Source organism: Bacillus cereus (assembly GCF_007678085.1).
Lineage (GTDB): Bacteria > Bacillota > Bacilli > Bacillales > Bacillaceae_G > Bacillus_A > Bacillus_A cereus_BE.
Genome location: NZ_VEDW01000007.1, coordinates 53,636 through 66,839 on the forward strand (window position 1 = coordinate 53,636; position 13,204 = coordinate 66,839).

A 13,204-nucleotide genomic window follows, 5' to 3' on the forward strand; every position below is an offset into this window, starting at 1 on the left:
GGTGTTGGAATACTTAAGCTTTGATAGGTGGTAACATGCTCGACCGAGTTGATCTAGTAGGGCAGAGAAAGCAAATGCATTTAAGTAGGAAGTATTTCGTCACAGTTCAAGCTATGGAATACGAATTTAAAAAGAAATAAGTTAATTTTTAATGTTACAGTATCTCTTTTTACTGAAAATTCCTTTTATCATAACAAAGAGGTTAAATATGACCCAAATACGTTACGATAGGTTATCAATTATAGACGGTATTTTACAATATCATTACTGCACGTTGCAATGAGGTGAAAATATAACAAAAAGCTTGATAAAACAACGTTTGCAAGCAAAGTATTTACAGCCCGTTGTTTTGCTTTTTCGTTATATCATATAGTATAATATTCAAAATCAGCAAGGTTTTTTCCTGAGTTCTTTGCTGGTTAAGATGGAAAAATTTTTCGGCTTTATAAGTTGATAAAGTTATGTCGTAACAGGAAATATAAGAACAGATATATAAATAAATAAAAAGAAAATAAAAACGAAAATGAGGGGAACTTTATGAGCCAAAATCAATTCGAATGTCGTATTTCAGAAGAAGATGTACAAATGTTAAGAGCGTTAGCGCATCCGTTGCGTTTACGCCTAGTAATGGAACTAATGCAACGTGGAACATGTAATGTAACACAATTACAGGAAGTATTAGAAATTCCGCAATCAACAGTTTCGCAACATTTAACGAAATTAAAACAAAATAAAGTAGTACGCTTTGAACGACGAGGATTAGAAGTGTATTATCAAATTCATAATGATAAAGTAAGTGAAGTAGTAAAAACATTATTTTCTTAAAATTTGAATATTATGGAAAAAGACGTATGGGATATACGTCTTTTTTTATTTGTCAGAAAGGTAATATGAGAGAAAATGTTAGCATGTAAGGAAGAAAAGGCTATCCATTAACATGCTGCTATATGGAATATATTCTAAAGAGAAAAGAAAAGATAGAAAGGAGTGTAGTAAGTAAAAGGAGGAATAGTAGTATGGATGTAAAACGTGTGAAACAAATCTTATCTTCTTCAAGTAGAATTGACGTTACATATGAGGGTGTACCAGTATGGATTGAGAGCTGTGACGAGCAGAGTGGAGTTGCTCAAGTGTATGATGTATCTAATCCCGGAGAAAGCGTTCACGTGAACGTGACGGCTTTAGAGGAGAAGTAATCAAAAAGACGCTTCTAATTTTAGAAGCGTCTTTTTGATTTGTTATTCCATCATACTTGCAACTTTTTTAGAGCAAAGAAGAAGTACAACTCCTAGGACGATAACGATAATACCAATACTTGCAAATACTTCAAGATAACCTAATGATTGTGTAAAGGAAGCAAGTTTACCAGCTAACCAGTTAGCCATACCTGAACCAGCTAACCATACACCCATTAGTAATGATGCTAATTTAACAGGTGCAATTGCACTTACCATTGATAGACCGATTGGTGATAAGAATAGTTCGCCAATTGTATGGAACATATAAGTGATAACGATGAATAATAAGTTTGCTTTAACAGTTATATCAGCTTCACTACTTCCAGTTTTTAGAACCGCTAATGTTAAAACAAGGTAACCTATACCTAGTAAAATCATACCAAATGCCATTTTTGTTGGTATTTTTAAATCGCCACGCTTTGATTTAGAAAGTTTTAACCATAGCATAGATACGAATGGTGCAAGTAGTACGATGAACGCTGGATTAACGGATTGGAACCAAGATGTTGGAACTTCCCATCCAAAAATTGTACGATCAACAAATTTATCTGTATAAAGTGTTAAAGAACTACCAGCTTGTTCAAAGCCTGCCCAGAAGAATACTACGAAACAAGTTAAAATTACAATTGCCCAAGTGCGATTTTTTTCTTGTTTTGTTAAAGGTTTCTTTTCGATTGCAGGTTGATTTTTTGTTTTTTTACCAACAACTGTTGTTCCTGCTGTACCAAGGTAGCGAGGAGCTAATAAGTTGAAAACAATTTGTCCAATAATCATACCGATACAAGCTGCTAAGAATCCGTATTTATATCCCATAACCATAACGCCATCAACGCTTGTTTTAAAGAAATCTTCTGCTAAAAATCCACAAATAAGTGGAGCGAAGAAAGCACCTACGTTAATACCCATATAGAAGATAGTAAATGCACTGTCACGGCGTGAATCATTTTCACTATACAATTCACCTAGCAGTGTAGAAATATTTGGTTTGAAGAATCCATTACCAATAACTAATAGTATTAATCCAAGGAATAGTCCTGTTTTTGTATTCATGGAGAATAGTACAAAGTTTCCGATTGCCATAATAATTCCGCCGAGAGTAATGGCATGACGTCTTGTGATATAATGATCTGTTAGCCATCCGCCTATAATTGGCATGAAATATACTGCCGCTGTAAAAGTACCATATAATTGCACTGCGACTGCCTTATCAAATCCTAACCCGCCACTAACAGCAGCAGTTGTTAAATAAAGAACTAAAAGGCCACGCATTCCGTAATAACTAAATCTTTCCCACATTTCTGTTAAGAACAACAAGTACAACCCTGGTGGATGTTTTTTTGGTGATTGTTGCTCTCCAGCTTTGTCTAATTTTAAAGCTGCATCCATTTTTGTTTCCCCCTAATCCTGTATAACGGATATTTATGTAATCATTTTAATTTACAAAATATTTAGAAGTCAATAGAATTATATGGAAATAGAAAGAAAATTTCTAAAAAGGTTCTATTTTTCTTCAACCGTTATTGTATTTTGCCCTGAAAACACAATGATAAGCGTTTTCAAATGTAATAATTGAATTCTAAAAGAAAATAAAATAAAGATTAATCAGAAAATTTAGATTAAAATATTTATTTCGATATAGAGAAAATATATTCTATTTACTTTTATAATATAACATATTGGGAATAAAAATACAAAACGAAATAATGTGACATTTAAGTGAATTGAAAAATAACCAGCTCCATAGAAGGGGAGCTGGTTAGGGAAATATTATTTAACAAAGCGTTTTTCGATATCGTCTAATAGTAGGTTAGCAGCCATTACACCACCAGCTGTATTCCAAATAACGTCATCAACTTTGTATGCTTTACCATTTTTCACTGCATTTAAATTTTTAAATAGCGGATCATTGATATATTCTTTTTCTAATTCAGAGCCTTTTTTCTCGTTTCCTTTATCGAATGTGAAGTAGAATAATACGTCACCATCCATTGCAGAAATACGTTCTTTAGATACGTTACGCTCTGCGAAGTCATCTTTATTTTGATCACCAGGACGTTTAAATCCAAGTTCTTTTAAAATAACACCAGAGAATGTATCACCATGATAAATACGAACATCACCAGGCATGAAGCGAACCATAGAGATTTCTTGATTTACTTTATCGCCTAGTTTAGCTTTTAAATCTTTCATACGTTTATCGTAATCAGCTAAAACCGTTTGACCTTCTTTTTCTTTATTTAATGCTTTCGCATAAAATTTGAAGTTATCTTTCCATTCACCACGTAGCGTTTCAGAGAACACAGTAGGTGCAATTGCTTTTAGTTGCTCGTACACCTTTTCGTGACGCATTTTGTTACCGATAATTAAGTCTGGTTTTAAAGAAGCGATTGTTTCTACGTTCACTTGTCCTTCATCACCAACAACTTTTACATCTTTCATTTTATCTTTAATATGTGGATACCATGGATCACCAGTCCAAGATTTTACAGCCCCAACTGGTTTCACACCTAGCTCAAGTAAAGCTTCAGTTCCTTCATTTGTTAAAATAACTACACGTTTTGGATTAGCAGGAACTTCTGTTTTACCCATTGCATGTTCAACCGTAATCATTTCTTTTTTATTATCTTCTTTTGTAGATTCTTCTTTGTTATTTGATTTCCCACAAGCACTTAAAAGTAGTGAAAATGCCAGTAAAAATACAAATACTGTAAACGATTTCTTTCGCATGAAATTCATTATGTACCCCCTACATATTGATAATTTTTTTCAATAGCAAGCATGATATTAAGCCTTTATCTTTTGAATGTCAATATATATATTGAAAATAATTCTCATTGTCGTTGACAATAGGAATTAAGTTGAAATACACTTACAACGTATCATTATACATTGAAGGGGAAACGCTGCATGTTATTAAAAACAAATCAAGCAAAATGGATTGGATTATTTGTTGGAATCATTGCAGTCATTATTTGTATTTGGGGAAGTATTATTTTCGGATATACAAATACGAGTTGGAAATTAGCGTTAGATGCTTTTTTCCATTTTAATGGTTCCAATGAACATATTATTATTCAAAATGTGCGTCTACCAAGGGCGTTAATTGCAGCTAGTGTTGGTGCTAGTTTAGCCATTGCTGGTTGTCTTATGCAAACTTTAACGAAGAATCCACTTGCTTCTCCAGATTTTATTGGATTAAATTCAGGTGCTGCGTTTTTCATAGTTGTAGCAATTGTTCTTTTTTCCGTGACATCATTATCAGCTTTCACGTGGATTGCCTTTTTAGGGGCAGCAATTGCAGCTGTACTTGTATTTGCTTCTAGTTCTTTAGGGAAAGAAGGGACAACGCCTCTTAAGTTAACATTAGCAGGGGTCGCAATCAGTGCGTTATTTTCATCATTAACACAAGGGTTACTTGTATTAAATGAAAAAGCGATGGAAGAGGTATTATTTTGGCTTGCCGGATCTGTGCAAGGAAGAAAGTTAGAAATTTTACAATCTGTATTCCCGTATTTATTAGTAGGCTGGATCGCATCTCTTATGATGGCAGGGAAAGTAAATACATTAATGATGGGGGAAGACGTTGCAAAAGGGCTTGGACAACGAACGATTTTAATGAAATCATTCGTACTACTTATTATTGTCTTGCTATCTGGTGGTTCAGTTGCGGTCGCAGGTCCAATTGGATTTATTGGTATTGTTACCCCGCATTTTGCCAGATTTCTAGTTGGAGTAGATCATAGGTGGAGAGTACCATATAGCGGGTTATTAGGTGCAATACTATTAATCTTAGCTGATATAGCAGCAAGATATGTCATTATGCCACAAGAAGTACCGGTAGGGGTTATGACAGCATTTATCGGGGCACCATTCTTTATTTATATTGCACGTAAGAGAGGGCTTAGCAAATGAAGAAGTATATTCCGTTTCGTATAGGAAAAGGCGGGCTCTCGTTTTTAATGTATAAACGAGCTTGTCTCGTCTTATTTAGTTTACTAGTTGTTTTAATAGGATTATTTTTTGCGAGTGCAGGTATGGGAGACATGAAAATCGCTCCTTATGATGTATGGCAAGCGATCACTGGAAATGGCGATGCGATGTCAAATATGGTTGTAAATAAGTTTCGTATGCCGCGTATTTTAATTGCCATCCTTGTAGGAATCGCACTTGCTGTAGCAGGATGTATTTTACAAGGTCTCGTTCGAAATCCACTTGCTTCTCCGGATATTATCGGGATTACAGGTGGTGCAAGTGTTGCAGTTGTCTTATTTTTAGCTATATTTAGTGATAAAAATAATGCGCTAACTGTAAGCATTCATTATATGCCGTTAGCAGCTTTTGTTGGGGCAACGATTGTAGCACTTTTTGTATATTTATTTGCATGGAGAAATGATGGATTATCACCGATTAGTCTTGTTTTAATTGGTGTTGGCTTTTGGGCATTAACGAAAGCGGCAACGACTTTGTTTATGTTGTTAGCACCAATTTACCAAGCGAGTCAAGCGAATGTATGGATTACAGGCACTGTTTACGGGTCTTCATGGCAAAACGTTATGGTGCTTGCACCGTGGGTTCTCATTTTAACGGTAATATCATTTATAGCTGCTAGACATTTAAATGCGCAAGAGCTAGGGGATGATATTGCGGTAGGGCTTGGTGTTCCTTTAACGAAGTCACGCATATTTATGTTATTACTTAGTACAGCTTTAATTGGTGGAGCAGTTGCCTTTGCTGGAGGAATTGGATTTGTCGGTTTAATGGCACCTCATATTTCACGAAGACTAGTTGGTTCTTTATACGGTGCATTACTCCCGGTTGCGGCGATCGTTGGTGCAATTTTAGTACTTGCTGCAGATTTAATTGGGCGTACAGTTTTCACCCCACTTGAAATTCCAGCAGGGGTATTTACATCAGCAATTGGTGCACCTTATTTTATTTATTTACTTTATAAAAGTCGGAATTCATAAAGGGAGATGAATATGCAAAAAGCATTGGAGACGAAACGCTTGACGTTGTCTTATGGTGAAACAATTATTATTGATGAGTTGAATTTAGAAATTCCAAAAGGTGAAATTACAATCTTTATCGGCTCTAACGGTTGCGGGAAATCAACTTTATTGCGTTCACTAGCTAGATTATTAAAACCAACAACTGGTGACATTTTGTTAGATAATCAAGCCATTCAAAGTATGCAAACGAAGCAAATCGCTCGTCAAATGGCAATTTTACCGCAAGGACCGCAAGCGCCAGAAGGGCTTACAGTATTGCAACTTGTAAAGCAAGGACGTTATCCGTATCAAACATGGCTGAAGCAATGGTCAGAAAAAGATGAGGAAATGGTACAGAAAGCACTTGCAGCAACAGGTATGACAGAATTTGCTGAGCGTGATGTGCATGCTCTTTCAGGTGGACAACGTCAACGTGCTTGGATTGCAATGACGCTTGCACAAGATACAGATATTATTTTATTGGATGAGCCTACTACCTATTTAGATATGACTCACCAAATTGAAGTGCTAGATTTATTATTCGAATTAAATGAAACAGAACAAAGAACAATTGTTATGGTATTACACGATTTAAATTTGGCATGCCGTTATGCAGATAATATCGTAGCCATTCAAGATAAACAAATATATGCACAAGGTAAGCCGGAAGAAGTAGTAGATGAGAGGCTAGTACGTGATGTATTCCGAATGGAGTGTCAAATTAGTACGGATCCGTTATTTGGGACGCCACTTTGTATTCCGCACGGAAAAGGAAGACATGTACGTAAAGAGGTTGCTCAGGCAATGAGATAATAAAAAAGACGATGAGGATTCATCGTCTTTTTTATTTTTTGCAAGAGAATAAGAGAAAGAGGGGGATTCGTAAACGACGTTCATATTCTTCCGCGCTTTGAAAATAATTTTGACTTGGTGTAGCTTCTTTTATATTTGTAACCGTAAATCCAGTTTGTTGTAATAAAGTAAAATATTCTTCCGTTGTACGATGATATTTAATAACTTCTTGATCAATCCAAGGTTCAACGCGCTTTCCCATTTTGAAATAATTATCGACGAGCCAGCTCGTTCTTTTTCCGCTCGTTTGCAAGCTTTCAAATGAAGAAGTAATAACAGGGTGTTGAACGCTAAAAGTAAAGATTCCATTTGTTTTTAAAGTTTCGTACACATTTTGAAAAATGATAGGAAGATGTTCGATATAATGTAAGGCGAGTCTAGATGTTACTAAATCAAAAGTAGCAGGAGGGTATGTGTAGTCTTTGAGGTTTAAAAAATGGACGGTCCCATTTTTATTTTCTAGTTGTTTTTTAGCTTTTTCATACATAAGTTCAGAGCCTTCAATACCAGTGTAAGAGTGGCAGTCTTTTTCTAATAATTCCTTGCCGAATTTTGCGTCACCGCAGCCTAAATCGAGGATTTTCTTTCCTTTCACATCACCAATGAGTTGAAAGAAGGCTGGTTTTTCAAGTGATTCATTTGGGCTATTTTCTCCGTATCTTCGTTTCATATATTGTTTAAAAAATGCTTCGTTATTATATACATCAGATTCAGTAAATGCCATGATTGAAGCCCCCTTAAATATTTTTTTTATTCTACCAAATATGAAAAGTAAATGATAGATTTCTTGTAATGAATCATATATAATCTAGAATTGTAAGCGGTTACTTTAAACTATTTTTCTATAATAAATTCTGAAAACGTGTTAAGCTAGTAGAGGGATTATTAGAACTATTAAGACAATAATTCGCTTACATGAACGATGGGAGGCTTCACAATGTCTAGTAAAACACTTGCAAAATTTTTAGAAGAAAATTTAGAGGATTTAAAATCAAAGGGGCTTTATAACGTAATTGATCCGCTTGAGAGTTCAAATGGACCGATCATTACAATTGGCGGAAAAGAATATATTAACTTATCTTCAAACAACTATCTTGGATTAGCAACAGATAGCCGTTTGCAAGAAGCAGCAATTGGTGCTATTCATAAGTACGGTGTTGGAGCAGGGGCTGTTCGTACAATTAACGGTACTTTAGATTTGCATATTAAATTAGAAGAAACAATTGCAAAGTTTAAACATACAGAAGCAGCAATTGCTTACCAATCAGGATTTAACTGTAATATGGCAGCGATTTCAGCCGTTATGGATAAAAATGATGCGATTCTTTCAGACGAATTAAACCATGCTTCTATTATTGATGGTAGTCGTTTATCAAAAGCAAAAATTATTGTTTATAAACATTCGGATATGGAAGATTTACGCCAAAAAGCAATCGCAGCGAAAGAATCAGGTCTTTACAATAAATTAATGGTAATTACAGACGGTGTCTTCTCAATGGATGGAGATGTTGCGAAATTACCAGAAATTGTTGAGATTGCAGAAGAATTAGATTTAATGACATATGTAGACGATGCACACGGTTCAGGTGTACTTGGAAAAGGTGCAGGAACTGTAAAGCATTTCGGTCTATCTGATAAAGTTGATTTCCAAATTGGTACATTATCAAAAGCAATTGGGGTAATTGGTGGATATGTAGCAGGGAAACAAAACTTAATTGACTGGTTAAAAGTTCGTTCACGTCCATTCTTATTCTCTACAGCATTAACACCAGCTGATGCAGCTGCATGTATGCGATCAATTGAAATTTTAATGGAAAGCACAGAGTTGCACGATCGTTTATGGGAAAATGGTCGCTATTTAAAACAAGGGTTAAAAGAACTTGGCTTTAACATTGGAGAAAGTGAAACGCCAATTACACCTTGTATTATTGGTGACGAAGTGTTAACACAAGAATTTAGTAAACGTCTAAATGAAGAAGGCGTATATGCAAAATCTATCGTGTTCCCAACTGTAGCTAAAGGAACAGGACGCGTTCGTAATATGCCTACAGCAGCTCATACGAAAGAAATGTTAGATGAAGCAATTCGTAAGTATGAAAAAGTAGGGAAAGAAATGGGCATCATTTAAGTAAGGGCATCTTTTGAATAGCTTGCAAATGAGGAGTGGGGAAAATGAAAAAAATTCTAGTAACCGGTTCTTTAGGGCAAATTGGTTCTGAACTAGTAATGAAACTTCGTGATGTATACGGTGCATCAAATGTTATTGCAACAGATATTCGTGAAACAGATAGTGAAGTAGTAACGTCTGGTCCATTTGAAACGTTAGATGTAACAGATGGACAAAAACTACATGATATCGCAAAGCGTAATGAAGTAGATACAATTATTCATTTAGCAGCTTTACTTTCAGCAACAGCAGAAAAAAATCCGTTATTTGCATGGAATTTAAATATGGGCGGACTTGTAAATGCATTAGAAGCAGCTCGTGAATTAAACTGTAAGTTTTTCACGCCAAGTTCTATCGGTGCATTCGGTCCATCAACGCCGAAAGATAATACGCCACAAGATACAATTCAGCGTCCTACTACGATGTATGGGGTAAACAAAGTAGCAGGAGAATTATTATGTGATTATTATCATCAAAAATTTGGTGTTGATACGCGCGGTGTACGTTTCCCAGGTTTAATTTCTTACGTAGCTCCTCCAGGAGGCGGAACAACTGACTATGCAGTTGAAATTTATTATGAGGCAATTAAAAAAGGCACATACACCTCATACATTGCAGAAGGAACATACATGGATATGATGTATATGCCAGATGCTTTACAAGCGATCATTTCATTAATGGAAGCTGATCCAAGTAAACTTGTGCATAGAAACGCGTTCAATATTACAGCAATGAGCTTTGAGCCAGAGCAAATCGCAGCATCCATTCGTAAACACATTCCGACGTTTACAATGGATTACGCTGTAGATCCTGCTCGTCAAACAATCGCTGATAGCTGGCCAAACTCTATTGATGCAACAGCAGCAATGAACGAGTGGGGCTTTAAAGCAGAATACGATTTAGACAAAATGACAACGGACATGTTGGCTAAGTTAAAAAAAAAGCTCACAGCTGAGTTAGTGATGAATTAATAGGAAGGGTCGATTCTTAGGAATCGGCCCTTTTATTTGTATTTTAGGAATATACAAATAATTACAAGTGTGATAGAATGAGATAATTTGTGCATAAAGGGGAGAGATACAATGGAGAAATGGGAGTTAGCAAAGGAAATTTACAATACGTCACGTTTAACGGGAACATTTAAACTTCAATCGGGACAAGTATCAAATCAATACTTTGATAAGTACTTATTTGAATCTAATCCAGTACTGTTATTAGAAATTGCTAAACAGTTGAAAGAGCTCATTCCTCCTGATACAGAAGTACTCGCAGGTTTAGAGATGGGAGGAATTCCAGTAGCAACAGCATTATCTTTACAAACAGGTATACCAGTTGTATTTGTAAGAAAAGAAGCGAAGAAGTACGGTACATGCAAGTTAGCAGAAGGCGTTAATATTACTGGGAAAAATGTTTGTGTTGTTGAGGATGTTATTACGACAGGTGGTCAAATATTATTAAGTACGAAGGATTTAAGAGAACTGGGTGCGAAAGTCCATCATGTTCTAGGCGTGATTGAACGAACGAAAGAGGGAAGAGAAAACTTATTAGAAGATGGCTTACAGCTACATTCCTTATTTACAATGGATGAGTTAATTGAAGGAGAAAAGCAACATGCAAAGAGTTGATGTCGTATATGCACTAATACATGAAGAAGAAACAGATAAAATATTAATGGTACATAATGTAGAACAAAATGTTTGGTCATTGCCAGGTGGGGCTGTTGAAAAGGGTGAAACGTTAGAAGAAGCTCTAGTAAGGGAGGTAAAAGAAGAGACAGGTGTAACTGCTGTGGCAGGTGGACTTGTTGCGATTAATGAAAAATTCTTTGAAGAGTTAGGGAATCATGCACTATTGTTTACATTCCGAGCAAATGTAGTAACAGGTGAACTTATTGCAGAAGATGAAGAAGAAATTTCTGCAATAGAGTGGGTGGATCGAACAATCGCAAATGAACGATTCCCATTCTACGATGGCGGATTCGAGGCATTATTAGAAGTAGCCATTCCATACAAGTTTCAACTAGAAACAAAGTGATCGAAAGAAAAAACAGGAGCGACAACGCTCCTGTTTTTCTATTCAATCGTCTTCAGTAATAATTTTTTCAATAGTGGTTTAATCTTCAGACGTAAATCTTCAGCGTGATTTGCAACTAAGAAGTGATGGTTATAAATATTCTTCATTAATTGATAAGTTGCTTCTTTCGCTTCGCCTTCTTCGATGAATATTCCGATTACTTCCATACCACTTTTACGAGCAAGTTTGACAGCTTCATGCGTATCTAAAATACCGTCTTGTTGATAGTCTAGCGCAGAAGGTTCACCGTCTGTGAAGACAAGTAAGAATTTATGCTTTTCTGGTCTTTTTGCAAGCTTTTCAGAAACGATACGAATAATATATCCGTCGCGGTTATCTTCTTCTTCGCGGAGCTGCATAATTTCGGGACCAACGTTTGGTAACGTTGAGTTTTTATACGTTACAACTTCATGGATAACGTTCGGCTTATCTTCAGGCTTGGCACTAGAAGCATCTTCCCAAAATCCGCTAATAGCGTGCGGGATTTTTAAAGATTTCAATGCTTCATGGAATAGGACCACACTCTTTTTCGTTTCTTCCATTTTGTTATACATAGAACCAGAGCAGTCCACTAGTAATTGGAATGCAACGTCGAGTTCTTGTGATTCTTGCCCTTTTTTATAAAACATGCGCGGCTGCTTTTCAGTATAAATACGAAGGAATTTTTTACGAAGTCTTCCGTAATATTTATCACTATTTGCATTCGTTTTATTTTCAATCGTTTTTTCGATAATTTTCTTTAATTCTTTTACATCTTTATTAACGACTGATTTGATAGCTTGGTAATCTTTTTTCTCATCGGTATTTGCTTTGCGAGCTTCTTTAAATGTATGAGAAGCACCAACGTTATACTTACCGTATGCACCTTCGTTTTGGCTAGAAGCATGTGAAGCTCTTGCTTCTTCTGTATCGGCGCCATCAAAGTTGGATTGTGTACTCTTTTGAGAAGTACCTTGTACAGAACCAAGTGCTTGGTCGCCATCTTCTGATTCACGAGCAGTATCGCCCATCATGTTTGTTTTTGTTCCGCTTTCTAATTCAAAGCGTAAAAAGTTCTCGTTTTCGTTATTTTTATTTTCACGATGCCATGTAGAGAAACTTTCATCCATTTTGTTTTTATTTTCATCGTCATCTATAAGTTGTGTATCATCATTTGCTAAATCTTCGACGCGACAGTTCTTTTCGTCTGCAATAACAGATAAATAAAGCGGAGCATGTCCGAAATAATTATTAAGCATATCACTTTCAAGAAGTCCTTCTAAGCGATAGCGAATCTTCTCAACGATATACATAATGTCTTCTGTATTACGAGCTTGGAATGTTTCATGCAAAATTGCTTCAATTTGCTCGAAATATTCATTATTAAACATTTCATATTTATCGCTCGTTAATGAAAGATAGCAGAGACAAAATAGACGATCACCGTGATAGTTACGAACACGATTGATTTCATTTTGTGAACCAAAGTAATTGCGATACATTTCTTTTCTTCTTTTAAAAACATGCTTTGTGCCAGGACGTAATTTTTTTACGATTTCCTCAACACGTAAATCTTCTAATAGAACAAATAATTGTGTTAAAAACTTTTTTAAGGGTGATTCTTGTAATTCAATCGCATAAGAACGAATTAAAGTCATGTCCGAGTAATGTTTATTACCAAGTGCTTTTAAAAACACTTCGCTTTTTAATCCGATTACTGTATCCTCTTCTTTTCGATCATCCCAAAAGTGACTAATGACAACCTTTTTTTCAATTTCGTCGTAGTATGCTTTATAGCCATACTCAAGGTAGGCATCGTCTTCTTTTAGAAGAGCATACATTAAGTTTTCCATTTGTAGAAACAGCGACGCATCAATTTTTTTGTCACTAAAAATTTGTCTCATGAA

At 35.6% G+C, this 13,204-nt stretch carries 13 protein-coding genes; 9 read left to right on the forward strand and 4 right to left on the reverse strand.

The window, feature by feature from the left end; all coding sequences use genetic code 11:
* The first annotated feature begins 537 nt into the window (after positions 1-537).
* Both FS742_RS24590 and FS742_RS24595 read left to right on the forward strand, forming a co-directional pair.
* The gene (locus tag FS742_RS24590) at positions 538-825 is read left to right on the forward strand and encodes an ArsR/SmtB family transcription factor (protein ID WP_000081429.1); all 288 of its coding nucleotides are present in this window, start codon (positions 538-540) and stop codon (positions 823-825) included.
* Between the two features lie 191 nt (positions 826-1,016).
* Positions 1,017-1,196 (forward strand): acid-soluble spore protein H, encoded by a 180-nt coding sequence (locus FS742_RS24595; protein WP_000382683.1) that lies wholly within the window; start codon positions 1,017-1,019, stop codon positions 1,194-1,196.
* 42 nt (positions 1,197-1,238) lie between these two features.
* Here FS742_RS24595 and FS742_RS24600 read toward each other — a convergent pair whose 3' ends face one another.
* Both FS742_RS24600 and FS742_RS24605 read right to left on the reverse strand, forming a co-directional pair.
* Complete coding sequence (locus tag FS742_RS24600; protein WP_144615737.1) at positions 1,239-2,624, reverse strand: peptide MFS transporter; 1,386 nt, start codon at positions 2,622-2,624, stop codon at positions 1,239-1,241.
* A gap of 381 nt (positions 2,625-3,005) precedes the next feature.
* Positions 3,006-3,974, reverse strand: coding sequence for an ABC transporter substrate-binding protein (locus FS742_RS24605; RefSeq protein WP_144615739.1), 969 nt, complete (start codon positions 3,972-3,974; stop codon positions 3,006-3,008).
* Between the two features lie 171 nt (positions 3,975-4,145).
* On the opposite strand from FS742_RS24605, the gene FS742_RS24610 reads away from it, so the two are divergent.
* From FS742_RS24610 to FS742_RS24620, 3 genes are read left to right on the forward strand one after another with little or no spacing between them, the layout of a single operon-like run.
* Complete coding sequence (locus FS742_RS24610) at positions 4,146-5,150, forward strand: FecCD family ABC transporter permease (protein WP_144615741.1); 1,005 nt, start codon at positions 4,146-4,148, stop codon at positions 5,148-5,150.
* Positions 5,147-6,205: a FecCD family ABC transporter permease gene (locus tag FS742_RS24615; RefSeq protein WP_000760067.1), complete on the forward strand. Its 1,059-nt coding sequence runs from the start codon at positions 5,147-5,149 to the stop codon at positions 6,203-6,205. Before FS742_RS24610 ends, FS742_RS24615 begins: the two co-directional genes overlap by 4 nt.
* Positions 6,206-6,217: 12 nt before the next feature.
* Positions 6,218-7,039 (forward strand): ABC transporter ATP-binding protein, encoded by an 822-nt coding sequence (locus FS742_RS24620; protein ID WP_144615743.1) that lies wholly within the window; start codon positions 6,218-6,220, stop codon positions 7,037-7,039.
* Positions 7,040-7,070: 31 nt separating this feature from the next.
* Here the strand turns inward: FS742_RS24620 and FS742_RS24625 are convergent, their stop codons facing one another.
* Positions 7,071-7,802, reverse strand: coding sequence for a class I SAM-dependent DNA methyltransferase (locus FS742_RS24625; RefSeq protein WP_144615744.1), 732 nt, complete (start codon positions 7,800-7,802; stop codon positions 7,071-7,073).
* A gap of 213 nt (positions 7,803-8,015) precedes the next feature.
* On the opposite strand from FS742_RS24625, the gene FS742_RS24630 reads away from it, so the two are divergent.
* From FS742_RS24630 to FS742_RS24645, 4 genes are all read left to right on the forward strand, one after another.
* Positions 8,016-9,206: a glycine C-acetyltransferase gene (locus FS742_RS24630; protein WP_000095906.1), complete on the forward strand. Its 1,191-nt coding sequence runs from the start codon at positions 8,016-8,018 to the stop codon at positions 9,204-9,206.
* A 44-nt stretch (positions 9,207-9,250) separates the two neighbouring features.
* Complete coding sequence (locus tag FS742_RS24635; protein ID WP_088028473.1) at positions 9,251-10,216, forward strand: L-threonine 3-dehydrogenase; 966 nt, start codon at positions 9,251-9,253, stop codon at positions 10,214-10,216.
* Between the two features lie 111 nt (positions 10,217-10,327).
* Positions 10,328-10,870 carry an orotate phosphoribosyltransferase gene (pyrE, locus tag FS742_RS24640; RefSeq protein ID WP_144615746.1) on the forward strand — a complete coding sequence of 181 codons (543 nt, stop codon included), beginning with the start codon at positions 10,328-10,330 and terminating at the stop codon, positions 10,868-10,870.
* A complete protein-coding gene (locus FS742_RS24645) occupies positions 10,857-11,279 on the forward strand; it encodes an NUDIX hydrolase (RefSeq protein WP_144615748.1) in 423 nt (140 codons plus the stop codon). Before pyrE ends, FS742_RS24645 begins: the two co-directional genes overlap by 14 nt.
* Before the next feature lie 38 nt (positions 11,280-11,317).
* Here the strand turns inward: FS742_RS24645 and FS742_RS24650 are convergent, their stop codons facing one another.
* Positions 11,318-13,201: a vWA domain-containing protein gene (locus FS742_RS24650; protein ID WP_144615750.1), complete on the reverse strand. Its 1,884-nt coding sequence runs from the start codon at positions 13,199-13,201 to the stop codon at positions 11,318-11,320.
* Between the last annotated feature and the right edge of the window lie 3 nt (positions 13,202-13,204).